At 45.5% G+C, this 23,952-nt stretch carries 17 protein-coding genes and 10 tRNA genes; 21 read left to right on the top strand and 6 right to left on the bottom strand.

Annotated features, from left to right (window positions below; genetic code table 11):
* The first annotated feature begins 279 nt into the window (after positions 1-279).
* Positions 280-885, top strand: a complete 606-nt coding sequence (locus RA178_RS13765) for a peroxiredoxin C (RefSeq protein WP_006081247.1) — start codon at positions 280-282, stop codon at positions 883-885.
* 67 nt (positions 886-952) lie between these two features.
* On the opposite strand, the gene RA178_RS13760 is transcribed toward RA178_RS13765, so the two are convergent.
* Together RA178_RS13760 and rnt are read right to left on the bottom strand one after the other, a co-directional pair.
* Positions 953-2,275: an IS4-like element ISSba6 family transposase gene (locus RA178_RS13760; RefSeq protein ID WP_259216148.1), complete on the bottom strand. Its 1,323-nt coding sequence runs from the start codon at positions 2,273-2,275 to the stop codon at positions 953-955.
* Between the two features lie 140 nt (positions 2,276-2,415).
* Complete coding sequence (rnt, locus tag RA178_RS13755) at positions 2,416-3,087, bottom strand: ribonuclease T (RefSeq protein ID WP_105252848.1); 672 nt, start codon at positions 3,085-3,087, stop codon at positions 2,416-2,418.
* A gap of 141 nt (positions 3,088-3,228) precedes the next feature.
* Between rnt and motY the strand changes: the two genes are divergently transcribed.
* The 19 genes from motY to RA178_RS13660 all read left to right on the top strand — a co-directional run bounded on the left by motY (position 3,229) and on the right by RA178_RS13660 (position 13,935).
* Positions 3,229-4,098 carry a flagellar protein MotY gene (gene motY / locus RA178_RS13750; protein ID WP_263199126.1) on the top strand — a complete coding sequence of 290 codons (870 nt, stop codon included), beginning with the start codon at positions 3,229-3,231 and terminating at the stop codon, positions 4,096-4,098.
* A gap of 760 nt (positions 4,099-4,858) precedes the next feature.
* A complete protein-coding gene (locus RA178_RS13745; protein ID WP_306682299.1) occupies positions 4,859-7,042 on the top strand; it encodes a prolyl oligopeptidase family serine peptidase in 2,184 nt (727 codons plus the stop codon).
* 171 nt (positions 7,043-7,213) lie between these two features.
* Positions 7,214-7,615, top strand: coding sequence for a tol-pal system-associated acyl-CoA thioesterase (gene ybgC, locus RA178_RS13740; RefSeq protein WP_006081251.1), 402 nt, complete (start codon positions 7,214-7,216; stop codon positions 7,613-7,615).
* The gene (tolQ, locus tag RA178_RS13735) at positions 7,605-8,291 is read left to right on the top strand and encodes a protein TolQ (RefSeq protein WP_028760350.1); all 687 of its coding nucleotides are present in this window, start codon (positions 7,605-7,607) and stop codon (positions 8,289-8,291) included. Before ybgC ends, tolQ begins: the two co-directional genes overlap by 11 nt.
* On the top strand, positions 8,291-8,725 hold the full coding sequence (gene tolR, locus RA178_RS13730; RefSeq protein ID WP_113938780.1) for a protein TolR: 435 nt from the start codon (positions 8,291-8,293) through the stop codon (positions 8,723-8,725). Before tolQ ends, tolR begins: the two co-directional genes overlap by 1 nt.
* Positions 8,726-9,775, top strand: a complete 1,050-nt coding sequence (gene tolA, locus RA178_RS13725) for a cell envelope integrity protein TolA (RefSeq protein ID WP_173245435.1) — start codon at positions 8,726-8,728, stop codon at positions 9,773-9,775. It begins immediately after the preceding gene.
* 9 nt (positions 9,776-9,784) lie between these two features.
* A complete protein-coding gene (tolB, locus tag RA178_RS13720; RefSeq protein WP_173496539.1) occupies positions 9,785-11,113 on the top strand; it encodes a Tol-Pal system beta propeller repeat protein TolB in 1,329 nt (442 codons plus the stop codon).
* Positions 11,114-11,159: 46 nt separating this feature from the next.
* Entirely contained in the window at positions 11,160-11,693 is a 534-nt protein-coding gene (pal, locus tag RA178_RS13715; protein WP_028760346.1) for a peptidoglycan-associated lipoprotein Pal, read from the top strand.
* 24 nt (positions 11,694-11,717) lie between these two features.
* Positions 11,718-12,464 carry a tol-pal system protein YbgF gene (gene ybgF, locus RA178_RS13710; RefSeq protein ID WP_028760345.1) on the top strand — a complete coding sequence of 249 codons (747 nt, stop codon included), beginning with the start codon at positions 11,718-11,720 and terminating at the stop codon, positions 12,462-12,464.
* A 142-nt stretch (positions 12,465-12,606) separates the two neighbouring features.
* Positions 12,607-12,682: transfer RNA gene (locus tag RA178_RS13705), tRNA-Lys, on the top strand.
* A 184-nt stretch (positions 12,683-12,866) separates the two neighbouring features.
* A tRNA-Lys gene (locus RA178_RS13700) sits at positions 12,867-12,942 on the top strand.
* A 38-nt stretch (positions 12,943-12,980) separates the two neighbouring features.
* A tRNA-Lys gene (locus RA178_RS13695) sits at positions 12,981-13,056 on the top strand.
* 59 nt (positions 13,057-13,115) lie between these two features.
* A tRNA-Lys gene (locus RA178_RS13690) sits at positions 13,116-13,191 on the top strand.
* Between the two features lie 37 nt (positions 13,192-13,228).
* Positions 13,229-13,304, top strand: a tRNA-Lys gene (locus RA178_RS13685).
* 37 nt (positions 13,305-13,341) lie between these two features.
* Positions 13,342-13,432: transfer RNA gene (locus RA178_RS13680), tRNA-Lys, on the top strand.
* A 37-nt stretch (positions 13,433-13,469) separates the two neighbouring features.
* Positions 13,470-13,546, top strand: a tRNA-Lys gene (locus tag RA178_RS13675).
* Between the two features lie 37 nt (positions 13,547-13,583).
* Positions 13,584-13,659 (top strand) — tRNA-Lys (locus RA178_RS13670).
* A gap of 59 nt (positions 13,660-13,718) precedes the next feature.
* Positions 13,719-13,809: transfer RNA gene (locus tag RA178_RS13665), tRNA-Lys, on the top strand.
* 50 nt (positions 13,810-13,859) lie between these two features.
* Positions 13,860-13,935 (top strand) — tRNA-Lys (locus RA178_RS13660).
* Positions 13,936-14,328: 393 nt separating this feature from the next.
* On the opposite strand, the gene RA178_RS13655 is transcribed toward RA178_RS13660, so the two are convergent.
* The 3 genes from RA178_RS13655 to acs all read right to left on the bottom strand — a co-directional run bounded on the left by RA178_RS13655 (position 14,329) and on the right by acs (position 18,579).
* Positions 14,329-14,589: a GrxA family glutaredoxin gene (locus RA178_RS13655; RefSeq protein WP_028760344.1), complete on the bottom strand. Its 261-nt coding sequence runs from the start codon at positions 14,587-14,589 to the stop codon at positions 14,329-14,331.
* Between the two features lie 60 nt (positions 14,590-14,649).
* The gene (gene radD, locus RA178_RS13650) at positions 14,650-16,404 is read right to left on the bottom strand and encodes a DNA repair helicase RadD (protein WP_306682293.1); all 1,755 of its coding nucleotides are present in this window, start codon (positions 16,402-16,404) and stop codon (positions 14,650-14,652) included.
* Between the two features lie 222 nt (positions 16,405-16,626).
* A complete protein-coding gene (gene acs, locus RA178_RS13645; protein ID WP_306682291.1) occupies positions 16,627-18,579 on the bottom strand; it encodes an acetate--CoA ligase in 1,953 nt (650 codons plus the stop codon).
* 174 nt (positions 18,580-18,753) lie between these two features.
* On the opposite strand from acs, the gene RA178_RS13640 reads away from it, so the two are divergent.
* On the top strand, positions 18,754-22,194 hold the full coding sequence (locus RA178_RS13640) for a hybrid sensor histidine kinase/response regulator (RefSeq protein ID WP_306682289.1): 3,441 nt from the start codon (positions 18,754-18,756) through the stop codon (positions 22,192-22,194).
* Positions 22,195-22,335: 141 nt separating this feature from the next.
* Here the strand turns inward: RA178_RS13640 and RA178_RS13635 are convergent, their stop codons facing one another.
* A complete protein-coding gene (locus tag RA178_RS13635; protein WP_173496542.1) occupies positions 22,336-23,937 on the bottom strand; it encodes a methyl-accepting chemotaxis protein in 1,602 nt (533 codons plus the stop codon).
* Between the last annotated feature and the right edge of the window lie 15 nt (positions 23,938-23,952).

Raw genomic sequence — 23,952 nt, 5'->3', positions numbered from 1 at the left:
CATGCAGGGTTTTGTCTGTTAGCTGAATGTGGATTGCTCCGCACACTGGATACACAGATTGCTCTATCCTTAGTCAGGCAAAACGGAAATACCCTTGAAAAATGTGATATTGGTCTTAAATAGGTTGTAAGGCACAGCACACGACTTATAATGCCTAAGGATTTGATTGGTAAGAACACCTTTTAATCAGTAAGGATTTAACTTGACCTAGGTTGAGAACATACTGGCTAGAAGGCATCTTGCCTTACACTTAGTTCAACTCATAGATGGAGATATAAAATGAGCGTATTAGTAGGCCGTCAGGCTCCTGATTTTACTGCTGCAGCTGTATTAGGTTCTGGCGAAATCGTTGATAGCTTTAACTTGACTGCAGCCATCAAAGGCAAACCAGCCGTCGTATTCTTCTATCCACTTGACTTCACTTTCGTTTGCCCATCAGAGTTGATCGCTTTTGATCACCGTATGGAAGAGTTCACTAAGCGTGGCGTAGAAGTGATTGGTGTGTCTATCGATTCTCAGTTTACCCACAATGCATGGCGTAACACCCCAGTTGAAAAAGGCGGTATTGGCCAAGTTAAATACACGCTAGTGGCTGACGTTAAACATGAAATCTGTAAAGCATACGATGTTGAGCATCCAGAAGCGGGTGTGGCTTTCCGTGGTTCATTCTTGATCGACAAAGAAGGCATGGTTCGTCACCAAGTCGTTAACGATCTGCCATTAGGCCGTAACGTTGATGAAATGCTACGTATGATCGATGCACTGCAATTCCATGAAGAGCACGGTGATGTTTGTCCTGCTGGCTGGGAAAAAGGCGATAAAGGTATGAATGCAAGCACTGAAGGTGTTGCTGCTTACCTGTCTGAAAACGCAAGCTCACTGTAATTAGTACTTTTCTAATCATAGTCGCCTGTTAAATGAAAAAAGCTGCCAATGGCATAATGCCGTTCACTTAAGAGTGAACGGCATTTTTCTTTGGTCTAACCGGGAACTTGTTTTTGCTCATTTTAAGAACTCGTGGATATGCCCTTTCCCGCTTACCATCCAGCTTAAATTGCCGTGCATTTCGTTCTATATCCAATACGTCTCTCGGGACATTCCCCGGTGTTTGTGATGACAGTTGTGTCAACTTGAAGATGATATAACTCGCCGCATCTCGAAAACTCAGTTGATTGGGGTGGACCGATGGCAAGCTTTTAGCCATCAGCAACATCTTATATCTAATGAGATTATAGGCCAGTAGCACGCCCCATAACTCTTGAGTCACCAGCTCCGGTAGTTGACTACGGAGCGTAAAACGGCTCTCCAGTAGATGTTGCTTCATCTCTCTGTAGCCCAGTTCTATTTCCCATCGATGGGCATATAAGTCGACGATGTCTTCGCTGGGGTAACGCATCGGGTCTGTCAACGAGGTCAAAATGGCGACTGGCTTACCTTTCACTGTCTTAGTCAATAAACGCGCTTCAAGAGTTTCAGGCAGCTGCGGCCATTTCTTTCTGGCCTGAGGTGTAGTGGTGAGTTTCACCCACTGATCATGCTTTCCTAGCGTTCGCACCACCTCATATTGAGTGCCTTTCTTCAATGGCAACAACCAGTGGCTATCAGGTTGCGCTTGCTGCCAAGCGTGTAACAGGCCGAGCGAGTAAAATCCTCGGTCAAATAGGGTTAGGCTGTAATTGGGAATGCTAGGAATGAGCTGGGATGCTAAGTTCATTTCATTTTCGGCAACCGAATCAAAGGCGCTGTTGACCAACAAATGGCTGCTTAATTCCATCAAGCAAACCATGCGAATTTGCGGATAAGCAGCTTCGCCTGAAGCGTTTGCGGTACGCGCAAAGGCGGCTTGATTTTGGACACTATCGGGTGTCCGCCACACTACACCGTCAACACCATACAAGTTAAGGCCGCACCAATGAGGATGTTCAGCTCTCGCGTGCCAGGTATTGGCGCTGCGACTAAATACTTCTCTAATAACCTCACTGCCCAATCGTTTACGCGCCTGAGTCACGGCGCTGCGTGCAACATAATCAATCTCTTGCGGCAAAACAATGTCGAGTTTGTTGATGAGTGACCGAACAGATTCCCCTCGGAACAAAGCCATTCCGATAACGGCCCAAATCATCGCGTCCATCGGCAATTTACGCCGTCTTAACGTCGCAACGCCCTGAGAGTCTAGGCAAGATTGAATTAACTCAGGTTCTAACACATCTGCTAAGCAGGTGAATTCGGTTAGGCGGGTAATATGAGTACGGGCGAGTGCTTCTGAGAGTTGCATAAAAAAATCCGATGACATGAGGTCATCGGATTTTGATCTTTTCAGCGAGATCGTCAAGCGATCTGTCTTAACTGATCGGCATTAGCCAATGGCAGCTTTTTTGTTTTTCATTGCTGAAGATCTATTGTTAACTGTTCAATTTATTCCACAGTACCGCTTTCTGCATCCTGCGCATCCACGGCCAGTAACGGCCAGCCACCTAATGATTTCCAACGATTCACTATGTGACAAAAAAGCTCCGCAGTACGTTCGGTATCATATAGCGCCGAATGGGCTTCTTTATTATCGAAGGGAATACCCGCCATAATGCATGCCTTGGCAAGTACGGTATGACCAATGGCGAGTCCGGCAAGCGTAGCTGTGTCAAAGGTGGCAAAAGGATGAAACGGCGAGCGTTTTAAGTCGCAACGTTCTATCGCCTTACTCACAAAACCATGATCGAATGCCGCATTGTGCGCCACTATGATACTGCGATGGCAGTCGGAGGCTTTTTGGGCTTTCTTCACGGCTTTAAAGATTTCTAAAAAGGCTTCTTTCTCGCTCACCGCTCCCCGTAACGGATTAGTGGGATCAATACCGTTGAATGCTAACGCTTCGGGTTCTAAATTTGCACCTTCAAAGGGCTCAATGTGGAAGTGTAGGGTTTTATCGATTCCTATCACACCTTCATTGTCCATTTTTAGTAGGGTGACGGCAATTTCTAGCAACGCATCGGTTTGAGAGTTGAAGCCCGCAGTTTCGACATCAATAACTACGGGAAAGTAGCCTCGAAATCGGTATTTCAATTTGTTCGCGTCGCAAATGTCACTCATAAAGTACTCAAGAAAATTCACAGGGCGCTATTATGCTAAATGTGTTGGGGTGTGTCATGCTTGATTGGTGGTTTTATGAGCTAAAGGAACTAAATAGTTTGCCGATAAAGCCATGTAACCGATTAAACATGAGTAAAGGCTATGTGGCGAAAACTGATATTAGTATCAATTTTATGCGTTCCAGCAACTGCAATGGCAGAGTTGCGCCATTATGTCGCCTCTTTAAGTGATTCCCAGTGGCGAGTGAGTGAAAATACTCCCATCGTCTGTCGCCTTGAGCATGATATTCCTTCTTACGGTAAAGCAATTTTTACCAGTGAAGCGGGTAAACAGCAGAATATGACTTTTACCTTAGATATGTGGGTAAAACCTGATCAAGTGACGCAGGCGAAATTAATTAGCCGCGCGCCGCAGTGGCGTCCTGGTGTGGTATCGAAAGAGATCACGTCATTACATTATCAAAAGTACTTTAACGGTGAAGTGCCTAAGCGTGCAGCTTGGTCTATGTTGGCAGAGTTGAGTCGCGGTATGGAACCAACGTTTTACTATGCTGATTGGTATAACGAGTCGAATAAGATAGCTGTGGGTTTGTCTTCAGCTAATTTTGGCCGTAAATATACTGAGTTTAAAGCTTGTCTAGCGCATTTATTGCCCTATAGCTTTGAAGATATCGCTTTTACTGTATTAAATTACGATGAAGGCGGAACCGATTTAACTCGTTTCTCCCAGCAACAACTGTCTCGGGTGCAAGAATATTTAGCCTATGATCCCTTGGTAGAGTTAGTGCTGGTGGATGCGTATACCGACAGCTATGGCGGCCGTTCAGTAAACCAGAAAGTGTCGGATACACGAGCTGCGTCTGTAAAAGAGTTCTTTGTTGCCAGTGGTATTCCTCAAGATCGTATTGTCACATTTGGGCATGGTGAGCGTCGTCACGTGGCTTCCAATGATGAAATGGATGAAAGGGCGCGTAACCGTCGTGTTGTTATACGGATCAGTAAACCTTTGTAGTGTTTGTTTTACCTAGGTTTTAAGTGTTTTCCAATGCCAAGTTTATGACTTGGCATTGTCGTTTTTAAAAGAAGGAGAGTTCAGGCAGTATGCCACTTTAATCGAATGATTCGCTCAATTTGCGCGTATGGGTAAAAATAATGAGATTTTTTAATTTGTAGATATGACATATCCACCTCAACAAGTACTGCAGAAAGCGAGAGTGGGATAAGTACGAGTAATATAGATGAAGTATAAAACTTGGCCGTTGCAATAATCAGGATTGTGTTTGAAATGCTAAAAAAAAGCCCGCTTAAACTAAGCGGGCCGCAAAAATAATGCATTTGCAATCAACAAATTGAAGGAAGGAAGTCAAGCATAAGAACCAGAAAAGAAACTGAAGTGTTGGGAACACACCAGTTTAAAAGTTCTTTGTTTTCGATATCTGCAAGCAGTTATCTCCTGAAAACAAGCACATTCTATTGGGAAACCTGTTGTAACACAAACGAGAAAAATTGCCCATAAACATTAGTAATTCTAATGGCTACAAAGGTGATTTATATCACTTAAGTCACTATTTACCTTGATTAATAACTTATAACTCACTATTAATGCATAATAATACACTTCAATAAGCTTATCCTTGCTGCTATTTTGTTAAATTCACGATACAGCTTAAAAAACTTCATATTAAGTTACGCCATTGCCATGATTTTTTTTGCTTGTATAGTACTTGCTGAAAAGGCCTTAAGCCCGAAACCATAAGAAGGACGACAACACGATGGCATTAAGATTTCGCCTTGCAAAGCAAGGTTTGTTAGTGGCCACATTGGGGATGGCACTCGGTGCCTGCCAAAGTGGCAATGCACCTGAGCAAAATTCGACTGAGCAGGCAAGCGCAACTAAACTCGTTTACCCTGTTACTGAAAAAGATGACCTCGTCGAAACCATTCATGGTGTCGCAGTGGCCGACCCTTATCGTCATCTGGAGGCCAATACGCCTGAAACTGAAGAGTGGGTAAAAGAACAACAAGACTTTGGTCAAGCCTACCTCGCTAAGATCCCCAATAAACAAGCTGTGGTCGAACGTATTACAGAACTTTGGAATTACGAAAAAGTCTCTGCTCCGTTTGAAAACGGCGACAATCAATTTTACTACCGCAATGATGGCCTACAGGCGCAATCGGTTTTGTATGTTAAAGGTTTAGATGGTGTTGAAAAGCCTGTTCTTGACCCAAATAAACTGTCTGCGGATGGTACTGTTGCCTTATCCGGCGTTGCTGTGAGTAATGACGGTAAAATTTTAGCTTATGGTGTTTCAAATTCTGGCTCAGATTGGCAGCAATGGCAGTTCGTTGATATCACAACCGGTAAGAAACTGGCCGATGAACTGAAATGGATTAAATTTTCTAGCGCAGTGTGGGATAAAGAAAATCAAGGTGTGTTCTACGCCCGTTATGATGCCCCAGCAGGGGGGGATGTCTTAGCTGACGTTAATTTTAACCAAAAAGTGTATTACCACAAATTAGGCACAGACCAACATCAAGATCTATTGATTTATGAGCGTCCACAGAATAAAGATTGGGGCTTTGGCATTGATGTCTCTGAGAAAGGTGAATACTTATTACTGTCGATTTCTCAAGGTACGGATAAGCGTAATCGTTTCTTCTATAAATCGTTATTTGAGCCTAAATCCCAAGTGGTGGAATTGATCCTCAAATTAGAAGCTGAATATGAGTTTCTCAGTAATGATGGTTCAGTGTTTTATTTCAAAACCGACTTAGAGGCGCCTAATGGTAAAGTGATTGCGATTGACACCCGCAATAGTGATAAATCGCAATGGCAAACGATTATTCCTGAGTCTAAAGATCCGATTAATAATGTCGCCATTATTAATGACCATTTAGTGGTGAGTTATTTACATGATGTGTTAGGTCAATTATCGATTTACAGTATGGGTGGTCAGAAGCGTCAAGATGTGGCATTGCCTGGTCTTGGCAATGTGGCAGGGCCTTTTGGTAAAGCCAGCAAAGATTATTTCTATTATGTGTTTAATAGTTATATTCAGCCTGAAACCACCTATAAGTTTGATTTTAAAACTGGTGGTTCAACTGTCATTGCTAAACCCAAAGTCTCGTTTAATCCCGATGACTATGTTTCTGAGCAGGTTTTCTATAGCAGCAAAGACGGTACGCGTGTGCCTATGATGCTCTCCTATAAAAAGGGCTTAGTGAAAAACGGTCAAAATCCGACATTACTTTATGCCTATGGTGGTTTTGCCATTTCGATGACACCACGTTTTAGCCCTGCCAATATCGCTTGGTTAGACATGGGTGGCATTTATGCCGTGCCGAGTTTACGTGGCGGTGCTGAGTATGGCGAAAGCTGGCATCAAGCGGGGATGTTCGACAAAAAGCAAAATGTGTTTGATGACTATTTTGCTGCTGCGGAATATCTGGTAAGCGAAAAATACACCAACAGCTCTAAACTCGGTGCCTATGGCCGCAGTAATGGTGGTCTGTTGATGGGCGCTGCGGTGACTCAACGTCCTGAACTCTTTGCTGCCGTATTACCTGCGGTGGGCGTGTTGGATATGCTGCGTTTCCACAAGTTCACTATTGGTTGGGCTTGGACGAGTGAATACGGCAGTGCTGATAAAGCAGAGCAATTCCCTGCGCTATTGGCTTATTCGCCCTATCACAATGTAAAAGCGCAAGCTTATCCTGCGACTATGGTAATGACTGCGGATCATGATGATCGTGTTGTGCCATTACACAGTTTCAAGTTTGCGGCCATGCTGCAGGAGAAACAGCAGGGCAATAAACCAGTCATTATGCGTATCGAGTCAAATGCTGGTCATGGAGCGGGTAAGCCCACGGCGATGAAGATCGACGAATTTGCCGACATCTACAGTTTCTTGTGGCAGAGTTTTGGCTTAACCTTGCCACAAGCTATCGCAAAATAACTAACTATGTTAATAAAATGGGGTCGTTTGACCCCATTCTCTTTTACAATTGCCCCTATTCATCTGAAACCCGCGCTATTCCTATCTATATCTTCATCGGGTCATTCACAAGTCTTGTTTCCCTAGGTATAGTAAGCGTCAATTTTTCAACCAAAATTTGCTTATTTTCAAATGATGTTTCATTGGCCAATTTCAGTCTATTACGAAGACACCGACGCTGGTGGCGTTGTCTATCATTCGAACTACCTCAACTTTTTTGAGCGCGCGCGAACCGAGTGGCTAAAAGCCCTTGGCGTGAGTCAGACTGCGTTATTAGCCGACGACACCGCTTTTGTCGTAAAGCGTGCGGAACTCGATTTTCGCAAAGCAGCACGTTTTGAACAGAACCTTATTGTTGAAACTAAGGTCATAGAGTTGAAAAAGGCCTCGTTGATCTTTCATCAACGCTTGGTCGATAAACAGGGAGACTGTTATTGTGAAGGCACAGTGCTGGTTGTTTGTGTTGCGCTATCACGTATGCGTCCCCGAGCTATTCCCTTAAATATTGTGCAGGAGTTTGACAGTGCAAGCTGATATGTCGATTGTTGGGTTATTTTTACAAGCCAGTTTATTAGTGAAATTTGTTATGTTCACTTTACTTTGCTTGTCGGTGATGTCTTGGACGGTGATTTTACAACGCCGTAGCTTACTGACATCCGCAAAAAGTAAATCGGCGAAGTTTGAAGACAAATTTTGGTCAGGTGTTGATTTAAACCGTTTGTATAAAGAATTATCATCTCGTCCAGATAATAGCGGTTTAGAGTCATTATTTGTGACTGGCTTTAAGGAATATTCACGCCTGAATAAATTAAATAGCAAAGTGCCCGATGCCGTCATGGATGGTACATCGCGAGCTATGCGTGTGACCTTGTCTCGCGAAATGGAAAAGTTAGAAGCGAACTTACCGTTATTAGCAACGATTGGTTCGACTAGCCCTTATATCGGTTTATTTGGTACGGTATGGGGGATCATGAATTCTTTTATCGCTATTGGTTCGATGGAAAACGCGACCTTAGCTATGGTTGCCCCCGGTATTGCTGAAGCTTTGATTGCAACGGCTATGGGTTTATTTGCTGCAATTCCAGCGGTAATTGCGTACAACCGTTTCTCGACTCAAGTCGATAAATTAGAAATGGCTTACGCAAACTTTATGGAAGAGTTCTCCAGCATTTTGCATCGCCAAGCATACAGTGAGAAGGAAGGGGCATAATGCAACCAGCTTATCAGCGCAAACGTCGTCGCCCCGTTGCTGAAATCAACGTTGTGCCTTATATCGACGTCATGCTCGTGCTGTTAATTATTTTTATGGTAACAGCACCCATAGTGACCCAAGGGGTCAAAGTTGAGCTGCCTCAAGGGGCGGCAGAAGTGTTACCCAATGACAGTAAGCCGCCCATTGTTGCTTCAATTGATGGTGACGGTGATTACTTCCTCAATAAAGGCGGTTCAACGAATGTGCCTATGGATTTGGAAGAATTGGCAACGGAAGTAGCTGCACTTATCGTGACTGAACCTGAGCGTCCTGTTGTGGTTAAAGCCGATAGAAATATTCCTTACGATAAAGTGATTCAGTTGATGGTGACACTGCAGCAAGCTGGCGTGCCATCAGTCGGTTTGATGACGGATTCACCCAAGGAGAAATAGGTGGCAGATAAGTCAGATGTAACATTACCTCTGTCAATTTCAGCGGGTATTCATATTGGCGTGATAATTATTCTGGCATTAGGAATAGATTTTTCTCACAAACCTGAGCCTATGCAACAAGTTAGCGCACCAGCAATCAAAGCGGTTATGGTTGATCAGCAAAAAGTGGCTAATCAAGTTGAGAAACTTAAGCAAGAAAAGCGTGATGCTGAACGCCGTGAGCAAGAACGTCAAGCCGAGCTTGAACGCAAAGCTCAAGAAGCGAAACAGGCACGCGAGCGCGAACAAGCTCAGATTAAACAGCTAGAGCAAGAACGTAAGCAGCAGGAAATTGAGATTCAAAAAGCCAATGAAGCGACCAAATTAGCCCAGGTGAAACAGCAGCAGGAAAAGGAAAAGGCGGTCAAAGCCGAAGCCGACCGTAAGCTGAAAGAGCAGGAGCGTAAGGTTGCTGAAGACGCCGCACAAAAAGCCGCTGAAAAACGTAAGGTTGAAGAAGCTGCTGCAGTGAAAGCTGAAACTGACCGTAAGCAAAAAGCAGATGCGGAAGCTAAAGCTAAAGCGGAGGCAGATGCCAAAGCTAAAGCAGATGCCAAAGCTAAAGCAGATGCTAAAGCTAAAGCAGATGCTAAAGCTAAAGCAGATGCTAAAGCTAAAGCAGATGCCAAAGCTAAAGCGGATGCTAAAGCCCTTGCCGATCAAGAGCAGGAAATGGCTGATGCATTAGCGGCTGAGCAAGCGGCGCTGTCGCAAACCATGAATAAGCAGATGCAGAGTGAAGTCGGTAAGTATCAGGCAATGATAAAATCAACTATTCAACGTAATTTGGTAGTGGATGAATCTATGCGTGGAAAGACTTGTACTGTCTCTGTGCGTTTAGCGAATGATGGGTTTGTGATCAGCAGCCAAACAAAAGGTGGTGATCCCAACGTTTGTCGTGCAGCAAAAGCGGCGATTTTGAAAGCGGGCAAACTGCCTGTGTCTCCGGATCCTGCGGTTTATAACTTGATGAAAGAAATTAACTTAATCGTTGAACCAACGTTTAATTAAAGGAGCACCATGAAAATATTGGCAAAATGGTTAGCACTGGCAGTTCTGCTGTGCGCCACCCCCGCGAAAGCGGCATTGGATATTGTGATCACAGAAGGTGTTGACGCAGCGCGTCCCATCGCTGTGATGCCTTTTGTATGGCAAGGTCCTGGCGCACCGCCACAAGCGATTGCTGATGTGGTGATGTCTGACTTAGCTCGTAGCGGTACCTTTAAACCTTTAGACGAGCTCGGACTACCTCAGCGCAATATTGGTGCTTTGGCTCAGTTTCAACCTAGTTCATGGTCTAGCGTTGGCGCAGAAGCTGTGGTGTTAGGTACTGTGAAACCTTACGGAACCGATCAGTATTTGGTGAGTTTTGATTTAATCGATTTAGTTAAAGCACAAAACCAAGCATTGAAAGGCTCAGTCAGCGCTACAGAATTTTTGATGGACAGTCGCCAAACTGTGATTTCAGCAGCGCAATTTCGTCAATATGGTCATAGAATTAGCGATATCGTCTATGAAAAGTTAACCGGTATTCGCGGTGCATTCTTAACGCGGATCTCCTACGTCGTGGTCAATCATACTCAAAAAGCACCTTATCAGTTGATGGTTGCTGACTATGATGGTTTTAACGAGCAAATGTTACTGCGCTCACCTGAGCCATTAATGTCACCTACTTGGTCGCCTGATGGGCGTCGTTTGGCGTATGTTAGCTTTGAAAATAAAAAAGCAGAGATTTTCGTACAAGACCTTTATACCCAAGTGCGCACTAAAGTGAGCTCTTTCCCTGGTATTAACGGTGCGCCGGCTTTCTCTCCTGATGGCAAATCTTTGGCTGTGACGCTGTCTAAGGATGGTCAGCCTGAGATCTATGTTATCGATATTGCGACAAAAGCGATTAAGCGTATTACCAATCACTATGCTATCGATACTGAACCATCATGGTATCCTGATGGGAAGTCGTTGATTTTCACCTCTGAACGTGGTGGTAGACCGCAAATTTATCGCGTAGAGTTAAGTTCAGGTAAAGTGAGTCGTGAAACATTTGAAGGTGAATGGAACCTTGGCGGTTCAATTACGCCAGATGGACGTAGTATGATTTTTGTTAACCGTACTAACGGTAAGTTTAATATTGCGCGTATGGATTTAAATACGCGTTTTATGCAGGTGCTAACCTCTACACGCTTGGATGAATCCCCAAGTGTGGCGCCTAATGGTACTATGGTCATATATGGCACTACACACCAAGGTAAGCAAGTATTAGCAGCTGTTTCTACGGATGGACGCTTTAAAGCGAGATTACCCGTGGGTCAAGGCGAGGTGAAATCACCTTCTTGGTCTCCGTTTCTCTAATGTTATACCTTGATTTAATCACATTTAATTTTATAAGGAACACGTAATGGATCTGAATAAGTTGTTAAAAGCTATGTTGGTAGCACTTCCAATTATGGCTATTAGTGCATGTAGCTCAACTTCAGAATCAGAAACTGATGCAATGGGCTCAACAAACGGTTCAGGTAGCGAACTGAATGGTGGCATTCAAACTGGTGGTGTGGGTGCTATGTTGTCATCTGAAGAGCAGCAACGTCAGCAGTTAGAAGAGTTGAGAAAAGAACACATCATTTACTTCGATTTCGACCGCAGTGAAGTTCAAACTGAATTCGCCGCAGTATTAGAAGCTCATGGTACTTACTTAGTTGAGCACCCAAGTGTGCGCGTACTGATTGAAGGTCATGCGGACGAGCGTGGCACTCCTGAGTACAACATTGCTCTGGGCGAACGTCGTGCTAAAGCCGTTGCTAAATACCTACAAGGTATGGGCGTACAGCCAAGCCAAATGAGCGTAGTCAGCTATGGCGAAGAAAAACCACTTGATTTTTCTCGCACTGATGAAGGTTTTGGCAAAAACCGTCGTGCAGTTTTAGTTTACTAAGATTGAATCTCGGAGAGTAACACAATGAAACGTGCCGTCTTAATTACGGCAATGTTCCTTGGTGCGGGCGCTGCAGTTGCAGCGCCTGCTCCTGTGGAAGATATTGCTGGTGGTTCGGGTGATGACAGACTTGCTCGTATCGAACGTATTGTAAAATCGAGACAACAAAGTGAGCTCGAGATGCAACGTCGTCTTGATACACTGCAGCAGGAAGTTCTTGATTTACGCGGTTTAACCGAACAACAGAATTATCAGATTGAGCAGATGCAAGAGCGTCAGCGTCAGTTATATGATGAGCTTGCTAATTTATCCTCAAAGGCATCTGCCGCACCTGCAGCTGCAGCGACATCAATCCCCTCTGTGGTATCGACTAATGCTGCCGCAAGTAGTTTAAGTGAAACTGCAAGTTATGAAAATGCCGTTAACTTAGTCTTAAAAGAGCGTAAGTATGACGATGCCATTCCTGCCTTCCGTGCTTTTATCAAACAATACCCAGACTCTGTGTATGCCGCGAATGCGAACTATTGGTTAGGACAGCTATTATTTAATAAGAGCGAATTTGCAGAAGCCAAACAAGCCTTCAAAACTGTGGTTGATCGTTTTAGTGATTCTAATAAACGTGGCGATAGTTTAGTGAAGCTTGGCATGATCGCCGAGAAAACCGGTGATAAAGCTGGTGCGATGCAATACTACCAACAAGTTGTCAAAGATTACGCAAACAGTGCCGCAGCACGCATTGCACAGCAGCAACTGGCTGCAATTAAAGCGTAATTAACTAAAAAACATACTCTTAGTCTGTTTTTCATGCAAACGACAAAAAATTGGGAATTTGCGCTTGCATGAGAAGATGAAAAAGGTATTATAGGCGCCCTCAGAGCGGCGAGGTCGTTCGGGGCGTGAAATACCAGTAAATGGGTCGTTAGCTCAGTCGGTAGAGCAGTTGGCTTTTAACCAATTGGTCGAAGGTTCGAATCCTTCACGACCCACCACTTACTCTAATGAATAGAATAAGTTAGTGGTATTTAATGAGATAGCCAGTAGTACAATGGGTCGTTAGCTGAGTCGCTTTTTATAAAGCTAGGGCAGTTGGCTTTTAACCAATCAGTCGAATGGTTCTAATCCTTAATGACACACCACTTTACTGAAAGTGCATAAATCAGCGCAACACCAGATGGGTCGTTAGCTCAGTCGGTAGAGCAGTTGGCTTTTAACCAATTGGTCGAAGGTTCGAATCCTTCACGACCCACCACTTTACTGAAAGTGCATAAATCAGCGTTATACCTCGATGGGTCGTTAGCTCAGTCGGTAGAGCAGTTGGCTTTTAACCAATTGGTCGAAGGTTCGAATCCTTCACGACCCACCACTTATTATTCGCATTGTTGATGCTAAAATAAGTGAACATTTTTATCGTAATACCTAGATGGGTCGTTAGCTCAGTCGGTAGAGCAGTTGGCTTTTAACCAATTGGTCGAAGGTTCGAATCCTTCACGACCCACCACTTTACTGAAAGTGTATAAATCAGCGCAACACCAGATGGGTCGTTAGCTCAGTCGGTAGAGCAGTTGGCTTTTAACCAATTGGTCGAAGGTTCGAATCCTTCACGACCCACCACTTTACTGAAAGTGTATAAATCAGTGCAACACCAGATGGGTCGTTAGCTCAGTCGCTTTTTTTATAAAGCGAGGGCAGTTGGCTTTTAACCAATCAGTCGAATGGTTCTAATCCTTAATGACACACCACTTTACTGAAAGTGCATAAATCAGTGCAACACTAGATGGGTCGTTAGCTCAGTCGGTAGAGCAGTTGGCTTTTAACCAATCAGTCGAATGGTTCTAATCCTTAATGACACACCACTTTACTGAAAGTGCATAAATCAGTGCAACACTAGATGGGTCGTTAGCTCAGTCGGTAGAGCAGTTGGCTTTTAACCAATTGGTCGAAGGTTCGAATCCTTCACGACCCACCACTTATTATCTGCATTATGAATGCCACACTAAGTGAATCGTTTTATCGCAATACTTAGATGAGTCGTTAGCTCAGTCGCTTTTTTTATAAAGCTAGGGCAGTTGGCTTTTAACCAATCAGTCGAATGGTTCAAATCCTTCATGACACACCACTTTACTGAAAGTGTATAAATCAGCGTAACAGTTTTAATAGACAATAGATGGGTCGTTAGCTCAGTCGGTAGAGCAGTTGGCTTTTAACCAATTGGTCGAAGGTTCGAATCCTTCACGACCCACCACTTATTTCTTCAGCTGTATATCTCTCGAATTTCCCCCTGAATGTCCCACGTTAAACTCCAATACTGAGTACCGAATTTACTCCAATACTGAGTACCGAATTTAATACCTTCGTTTTACTTATTCCACTGCAAAATATTTTTCTAACATAATTATTGGCATTAGCAAGTTCGACTAATGCGGCATCTTTAAAAAGAAACGTATCTTGATATATTAAAGCTGACATTATGTGCCGTGATGATGACAATGGTGCGCTGGATTCAAGGGGGCTTTCTAGGCAGTTCATGTACCGAGCACTATTTATGGAAAGCTCTAATCTCACTGGGTTGTGATAAAGACTAAAAAGGAGACCTTAGGTCTCCTTTTGCATTAAGCGGATCACATATCTATAACGCTTAATCTAACAGATTGTTTTCACGAACATATTGCTCGAAATCTGTGCAGCCACCTATGTGCTTCTCATCGACAAAAATCTGCGGTACGGTTTCAACTGGCTTACCGACAGTTTTTTCTAAATCTGCTTTAGAGATGCCTTCTGCATGGATATCGACATATCTGAACTTAAAGTCATCACGTTTTTCAACGAGTTGCTCAGATAATTGCACAGCACGAACGCAATAAGGACAGCCTGGACGGCCAAAAATAACAACGAACATAATAGCTCCTTAGGATTACTTTAGTCGTTTTATACCATAGGCCTAAGTGAATTGATAATGTCAGCCACGTTTATTTTCAGTTTGATAGCGACCTTGATAATCAAAATAGCTTTCGAGCAGATCCCAGCCTTTTTTATGTTTCTTCAGCAGCAAGAGATCGGGCATGCGGAATTTATCCGCGTCGCTGATTAACTCTGTCACCTTAGTGTATTTTTTCGGTTTTAATCCCGGTGTACGGCTATGGGGAAAGATGAATAAGGCATATAGGGCTCGCCACTGGGCCGGTGTTTGTAATTTAAAGCGGCGATTGAATTCATTACCGTCGATATCGAGGTACTGCACTTTCAGATTGCCGCCATCGTCGATGAGGCTCATATGCTGGCAGCGGAATAAATGATGGTGCTGCAGGCTGAGCACTTGGCGTAGGCGTTTATCGGGATCGATGAGGGTCGATTGGCAGTGCTGGCAAATGCGCGCCGCGATATCATTCTCTTCGCCGCAATCAGGGCAAGATTTAGATCTAAATCGAAAGTCGCACTGCAGCTTTTTACCTTGCTGTTCGACTATGCCCTGACAGCGGCGACCAAAGTGTTCGATAATGTCGCCATCGTCGTCCGTGAGTCCCCAGAATATATTGGCAAAATCGCATACTGGGCAATGCACTTGCACGGGGACCGATTTACTGTTGGGTTTAGCTTGGCCGACCTCAGGGAAATACAAGTCATAACCATTGGCAGCATAGTCGATGATAAGACAATCTTTTTTGCCTTCAGCGATTCGCAATCCACGGCCGATCATTTGTTGAAACAGACTGACTGAGGCGGTAGGGCGCAAAATTGCAATCAAATCCACATGGGGCGCGTCGAAGCCTGTCGTCAACACAGCCACGTTGACTAAAAACTTAAGCTCTTGGGCTTTAAAGCGTTCAATCGTCGCGTCACGTTCATTGTCGTGCGTTTGTGCTGTGATAATGGCACTTTGTGCAGCGTGAGCTTGGTTGAGTTGGCCAAAAATCTCATTAGCGTGGCGCACCGTTGCCGCAAAAATGATAATGCCTTTTCTATGTTGGCTCAGTTCAATGAGTTGTTTCACAATCGCAGTGGTCGCGCGGCCGTAATGTCCCAGTAAATCGTTAACCTCGGCTTCGGCATACTCGCCATTCTCGTTTGCTTTAAGTTGGCTGAAGTCGTACTGGGCACTTAGGCCATCAAACAGGGTTGGCGCTGTGAGGTAACCTTGCTTAATGAGCGGCCTGATGGGTAGCTCAAACACACAATGTTCGAACACGGCATGTTCGGGAGACCCCACTTTGCCGTGATAGTGTTGCTGATAAATCCAGCCAGTGCCAAGGCGATAGGGTGTGGCGGTGAGACCGAGCAATCTTAATTGGGGATTTTTCGTGCGTAAATGGTTGAGTACTTGCTGATATTGGCTGGTTTTTTCTAGGCTGACTCTGTGGCATTCATCAATAATGACTAACGAGAACGGCTGATCGAACTGGGTTAACCCCCGCGCCGCCGATTGAATACTGGCAACGACGGTTTTCCCCTCTGTGGCTTTTTGATTAAGCCCCGCCGCATAGATACTGGCTTGTGCGGTGAGGAGGCCGACTTTCTCGGCATTTTGTGCAACTAATTCTTTCACATGGGTGAGCACTAATACTCTGCCTTTGGCGATGCGTGCCAGTTCGGCGATCACTATGCTTTTGCCGGCGCCTGTGGGTAATACGAGTACGGCGGAAGCTTGGCTTTGCCTAAAATGGGCGATGGCGGCATTAACCGCTTGCTGTTGATAGTCTCTGAGTTTGACTGACACGCTGATAAAAAATCTATGCTGAATAAAAGTGAGGCTGCAAGCTTAACATAACAGGCAAAAAAAATGCCCCTGGTTGGAGGGGCAAGCTAGAGAAAGGAGCAATCACACACACTCTCTCAACAGGGTTCACTTTTAACCTGAGGTTTAAAAAGGGAGGTTCAGGTTACGCTTAGCCTATTGGGCATAGACTAAGCGTTGTGGACGTTGTTCGTCACTCGGATATTACTCAGTACGATTCAAGCGTGATTCAATCAAGGTCTCGATCACAGCTGGATCGGCCAAGGTTGATGCATCCCCTAAGTTGGTCACTTCGTTAGCGGCAATCTTACGCAGGAAGCGGCGCATGATCTTGCCCGAACGTGTCTTAGGTAAGCCCGTCGCCCATTGGATGAGATCTGGGGTTGCCAGCGCACCAATTTCTTTACGAACCCATTGACGCAGCTCTTGTCGTAGCTCTTCGGTTTCTTCAGTGCCGCGGGTTAGCGTGACGTACGCATAAATACCTTGGCCTTTAATATCATGTGGGTAGCCAACTACTGCTGCCTCGGCGACCAGTTCGTGTGATACCAGCGCACTTTCGACCTCTGCAGTACCTAATCTGTGGCCGGATACGTTGATTACGTCATCGACGCGGCCAGTAATCCAGTAGTAGCCATCTTCATCACGGCGTGCACCGTCACCGGTAAAATACATGCCGCGGAAGGTTTTAAAGTAGGTCAGTACAAATCGTTCGTGGTCGCCATACACAGTACGCATTTGGCCCGGCCAAGAATCGAGTAACACTAAGTTACCTTCGTTCTCACCTTCTAAAATATTCCCCATGTTATCCACTAAGGCGGGTTGAACGCCAAAGAACGGACGGGTAGCTGAGCCAGGTTTAGTATCGGTCGCGCCTGGCAGTGGCGTGATCAAAATGCCGCCCGTTTCAGTTTGCCACCAAGTATCGACGATAGGGCAATGTTCATGACCTATGACCTCATGGTACCAACGCCACGCTTCAGGGTTGATAGGTTCGCCTACCGAGCCCATGATCCTCAAGCTGCTACCATCGAACTTATCGAAGTGTTGCTTACCTTCTGCCATCAATGCGCGAATTAAGGTTGGCGCTGTATATAGAATGTTCACTTTATGGCGGTCAATCATTTCGCCTAAACGGGCAGGGCTTGGATGATTCGGCACACCTTCATGGATAAGCACAGTCGCACCATTGGCAAGTGGGCCGTAAACCATGTAAGAGTGGCCAGTGATCCAACCCACATCGGCGGTACACCAGTACACTTCTCCCGCTTTGTAGTCGAACACATACTCATGGGTCATAGACGCATAAACCATGTAGCCACCAGTGGTGTGCAATACGCCCTTGGGATTACCGGTTGAACCTGAGGTATACAGCAGGAATAACGGCGCTTCGGCGTCCATTTCCTCTGGTTCACAGTATTCAGATGCGGTTTCCATCAGTGAATGCCACCAAACATCACGACCTTCTACCCAATCCACTTTGCCACCCGTGCGTTTAAGCACGATAACTTTTTCAACGGTAGTGACATCAGGGTTTTTTAAAGCATCATCGATGTTGCGTTTCAATGGGATAGCACGGCCACCGCGCATACCTTCATCTGAGGTAATGATGACTTTTGATTTGCCATCAATCACGCGAGAGGCGATAGAATCCGGTGAGAAACCACCGAAGACCACGGAGTGCACAGCGCCGATACGGGCACAGGCGAGCATAGCCACTGCGGCTTCTGGCACCATAGGCATGTAAATCGTGACTATGTCACCGCGGCGCACGCCTTGGCTGCGCAGTGCGTTGGCAAACTTACACACATTTGCATGTAATTCACCGTAGGTGATTTTGCGTTGTTCGCTGGCGTTATCGCCTTCCCAAATAATCGCCACGCGATCACTGTGCTCGGCTAAATGACGGTCTAAACAGTTGGCTGAAGCATTCAGGGTGCCATCGTAAAACCAATTGATCGATAAATTATGGTCATCAAAAGAGGTTTTTTTAATTTTGGTATAGGGTTTTATCCAATCAATACGCTTGCCGTGTTCTCTCCAGAAACCTTCAGGATTGACAATCGACTCTTGGTACATTGTTTTATATTTATCGTTGTTTACAAGTGCATTGGCAGCGATATTGCCGGAGACTTTGTAGAGAGACTGCGAGCTCATAGGGCTTCCCTTTTGAAAAATTGCGTGGACTGAGTATGGTATGCAAGGGGGCGGCAACTCCATTAGACCTTGGTCTAGTGTTAAATTTTCCTTTATATTTAGTCTGTTGCATTAAAAATCCGGCTAGATTTTAGACAGGTTTTATCGCACAATAATCAGAAAAAAGAGCAAAGTATGAATTTAACCTTAGTCGTTGCTGTTATTGCCGTCTGTTATGTCTCGCTTTTATTCCTATTGGCTTGGGGGGCGGAGCGTTGGTTTACTCAGATCACTAAAAAGCTTCAGGTCGTTATCTATGGTCTGAGCTTAGCGGTTTATTGCTCCTCGTGGAGTTTTTTAGGCACAGTTGGGCAATCGGCTAAGGATTTTTGGTCTTTCTTACCGATTTTTATCGGCCCTATTCTGATTTTTACTCTAGGTTTTGGCATGTTACGCAAGATGGTATTAGTGTCTAAGGCGCAAAATATCACCTCAGTGGCCGACTTTATTGCCGCCCGTTATGGCAAATCTCAAACTTTAGCCGCCTTAGTCACCTTAATCGCCTTGTTTGGTATCATGCCCTATATCGCCCTGCAGCTTAAGGCGATGGTGTTCAGCCTTAATTTGTTTCAACCCGCAGACGATCCCCTCGATGGCGTGACGATTCCGTTACTGATCACTTCGCTGTTAGCCATATTTGCCATTTTATTTGGTACTCGCAAACTCGATGCGACCGAGCATAATCCCGGCATGATGCTTGCGATTGCCTTTGAGTCTCTGGTGAAACTTGCCGCATTTTTGTTGGTCGGCATCGTCATCAGTTTCGGAGTGTTCGATGGTTTTGGGGATATTTGGCAGCAGGCCAATGCGCAGTCACTAATTAATTATCCCAATCCACGTATTGAAGCTTTAATGCCTGAGTTACTCGTCGGAATGGCGGCCTTTTTATGTATGCCAAGGCAGTTCCATGTAATGGTGGTGGAATGCGCCGATGAGTCCGTGTTGTCAAAAGGGCGTTGGCTGTTTCCCATCTATTTAGCACTTTTCGGTTTATTCGTTGGACCGCTCGCCTTGGCGGGGAAGCTCATCCTCGGAGACTCCGTGTCGGCCGATACCTATGTGATTAATTTACCGCTGGCGTTAGATCAACCCTTGTTGGCTGTGATTGCTTTGCTGGGCACCTTATCTGCGGCAACGGGTATGGTCATTGTTGCTGTAGTAACTATCAGTGTGATGGTAAGTAATGAATGGCTGGTGCCAGTGATGCTGCGCACGGGTCATATCCGCGAGAAAAACTTCAGTCAGTTCTCGCACCTGTTACTTAATGCCCGCCGCTTGGCGATCGTGATTATTCTTGGCTTAGGCTATGGCAGCTATTTGGCATTATCAGACAGTGATTCCTTGTCCCATTTAGGTATGTTGTCTTTTGGGGCTTTTGCCCAACTCGCGCCAGCTTTAGTCGGTGGACTCTATTGGAAACACGGCAATCGTGCTGGGGTATTTTTAGGGCTCGGCGTGGGCTTTACGTTGTGGTTCTACATCATGTTGCAGGGCATGACAGATGTGCAAAGCTCATCGGTGTTCTTGTCTGGCGTTGCGAGCGAGAAAGGCCTACTAGATGCGATAACACCCAATGTGCGTGATGCGCTGACGGCTCTTTTTGCCAATATCGCCTGTTATATTTTGGGTTCTATTTGGTTTAGAGCCGGTGTGGCTGAGCGTATTCAGGCCAGTGCTTTTGTGAGCCCTGGCAAATTGAAAAACAGCACTAATAAGAAAAATGGTCCGATTTCACAGCAAGATTTACTGATACTGGCGAGTCGCTTCGTTAGCCCAACACGCGCCTATGAGAGTTTTAGCCGTTTCTCGATTGATGCGGTAAAAAGTGATAGTTGGCATAAAGCGGCGCCGCCGGAGTTGATTTCCCACACTGAACGTTTATTGGCGGGGGTGCTCGGCGCTTCAAGCGCAGCGCTAGTGATGGATTCCGTGCTGCAAGGGCGCGATTTAGCGCTGGATGAAGTCTTTAGTCTGGTCGATGAAGCCTCATCGAAAATCATGCTCAGCCAAGACATGTTGCGCGGCGCGATTGAACACGCCTATGAAGGCATGAGTGTTATCGATAACGATCTCAATCTTGTGGCATGGAATTACAAATATGTGGAGCTGTATCAATATCCCGATGGATTTTTGCAGCAGGGCATGCCGATCAGTGAAGTGATCCGCTTTAATGCGGCGCGGGGTTATTGTGGTGAAGGGGAAATAGAACAGCAGGTTGAGCAGCGGGTGCAGCATATGCGTAATGGCACGCCGCACACTTCTGAGCGCCATCGCAGGGACGGTAAAGTGATAAAAATTCAGGGAAATCCTATGCCAGATGGCGGCTTTGTGATGACCTTTACCGACATTACTCAGTATCGCGAACAGGAGCGCGCGCTGCTTGAGGCCAATGAAACCTTAGAGAGCCGTGTTAACGAACGTACCTATGAATTGGCTATGTTAAACAGTGAGTTACTGGAGGCTAAAGCGCAGGAAGAAATCGCTAACGCTTCTAAGAGTCGCTTCTTGGCCGCCGTCGGCCATGATTTAATGCAGCCACTTAATGCTGCGCGATTATTCACTGCGTCGTTATCTCAGTATCCCAATCTAGATCGTGAGGCCAGAACCACCTTATCCCATGTGAATAGCTCGCTAAAAATTGCCGGCGAGTTGCTCACCGATCTGCTGGATATTTCTAAACTCGATTCTGGCATGGTGGATGTTAATCGCCGTGACTTTGCGATTTCAGAACTGATCAATGGCTTATCCGTTGAATTTGAAGCGATGGCGGCGGATAACCAAATTCGTTTTAAGATGATCCCATGCAGCGCAACCGTTAATTCCGATCCTTCGCTGTTAAGGCGTGTCCTGCAAAACTTTTTAACGAATGCCTACCGTTATGCTCGCGGTGGCAGAGTGTTATTTGGTTGTCGTCATCGAGGTCATTACCTTGAAATCCAAGTGTTAGACACGGGTTGTGGTATTGATGAAAAAGAAACCCAAGAAATTTTCAAAGAATTTAAGCGGTTGAATAATCCTAAGAGCAACAATGTTAGCGGCTTGGGCTTAGGTCTAGCGATTGCTGATCGCATTAGTAAAGTGTTAGAACACGGTATTCAGGTTTCATCCTATTTAGGGCGCGGCTCGGTCTTCTCCATTTGTGTTCCGCTTGGAGAAACTGTGCGTCAGCCACAAGTGAAAGCGTTACCGTCGCTGCTGCAGCCGTTATCGGGTATCAAAGTGTTGTGTATCGACAACGAAGAGGCCATTTTAGCTGGATTAGAAAGCTTATTAAGCCGCTGGCAGTGTGAGGTTATCTGTGCAAAAGATTTATCCGATGCACGCATTAAACTAGGACTGAAAGGCGTCGCGCCTGATATTGTGCTCGCGGATTACCACTTAGATGATGGCCAAAATGGCGTCGATGCGATGGACGGTATTCGCGCGCTTTATGGACAAGATTTACCCGGTATTTTGATTACCGCCAATACCCGCAAAGAGCTGGTGGAAGATGTGCAACGCCGCGGCTATCACTATATGGCGAAAATGATAAAACCTGCCGCGCTACGTGCCTTGATTTCTAGCTTGGTAAAATAAGCTTGGTATACGTGTTCGGTAACATGAGTTTAGTGACGTCGGCACGTTTAACGAAATGCCAAGATAATCGCGTAATTTTTTATGCGGCTTATCTTGGCTAAACGGTTTGACACAGGTTTGTGGGTGTAACTAAATACATGACTAGAGTTTGAATACGGCCAGTTTATTGTTTAAATTCAGTGATAATTCGGCCAAACTTTCACTTTCTTGAGCCAAATAAGTTGCCGATTCAGAGACTTCGAGCGCTGAGTTATTAATCCCGCACACGTTTCTGTTCATGTCTTCTGCGACCACACTTTGTTCTTCTGCGGCGGTGGCGATATGGGTTGCCATGTCACTCACATGTTTTATATGAGCAACGATAAGCGATAAATCCTTCCCCGCTTTTGCCGATTGACTCACACTGTTTTCTGCCAGTGCACGGCTTGCATCCATTGCCTTAGCGGCGCTCACGGCCCGTTGTTGCAATAATGAAATCGTGTTTTGAATTTCTTCGGTCGATTGCCTAGTGCGACTGGCAAGTTGCCTCACTTCATCGGCGACTACAGCGAATCCTCGCCCTTGCTCGCCTGCGCGGGCGGCTTCAATGGCGGCATTCAGTGCCAGCAAGTTGGTTTGGTCTGAAATCGCGCTGATAACAGAGGTGACCTCGCTGATCTGCATGACTTCCTCTTTAAGCATATTCACTTGATCCGTCGCTTGCTCCACTTCTTTGGCAAGAGCATGAATACCATCTACGCTGGCGTGAACATCTTGGTCGCCAAGGCCAGCTTCCCAAGTGGCTTCTTTGGTATCTTTGGCTGTGCTCTCCGCATTATTCGCTACATCGGCGATAGTGGCGCTCATTTCATTCATGGCGGTGGCAAGTTGGGCGAGTTGATCCCGCTGATTATTTACCGCTTGATTAGTTTCCTCTGCAGTTGAGGCGATACGAGCCGAGGCCTGTGCAACATTGTCAGCGCTATGACTCGCTTGAAGTAAAGTGCTACGAATGGAGTCTATGCTTTGGTTTATATTGTGGGCTAAGATGCCAAGTTCATCTTTACCATAGATTTTTAGCTGAGTTGTTAAATCACCTTTTGTGATGGCGAGCATAGCCAGATTCACATCATCCAATGGCTGAGTAATAGAGCGGCTAATGGCATATCCTAGCCAAGCCATAAGCACAATAATGACAAATGTAATGCCTCCCATGGTGAGGTATTCATTCCAAATGGTGGCTTCGATATCTTGGAGTAACATACCTGAGCCTAAGATCCAGCCCCAAGGTTTAAATCCCATGACAAGTGAGATTTTCTGCGCTGATTTGCCATTCGCCGTCGTCCAGCGGTATTCGACTAATCCTTGTTTGCCATCACGGCCGAGTTCGACCATTTCAAACCAATAATTCTCTTCGCCTCGATTACCCATTTGTTGGCCAACCAGTTCTTTTTTGATGGGATGAACGATAACGTGCCTCGATTCATCAATCACAAACAAGTAGTTATCACCATCAAAACGCATGTCGTTCAACATGTCTTTAGCGGCTTGCTGTGCTTGCTCTAGGGGGAGCGATTGCGACAACGCTTGGATACGGCTGCTGGCGAGGGACAATACGGCATTAAGTCGTGCTTCACGCTCTGCCATCAGGTTGTGCTTTAGGGCTGTGACGGAAATAGTGAGTAAAATTAAGGCACCTGCGAGTGCGATAATGAGCTGTAGTGCGAGTTTTCGATTAACGGGGATGTCAGCGAGTTTGAACATATGCTCTCCTTTTCT

Source organism: Shewanella oncorhynchi, assembly GCF_030848765.1.
Taxonomy (GTDB): Bacteria; Pseudomonadota; Gammaproteobacteria; order Enterobacterales; family Shewanellaceae; genus Shewanella; species Shewanella oncorhynchi.
Note: the sequence above shows the minus strand (reverse complement) of the source record. Positions and strands in the feature narration are given on the sequence as shown.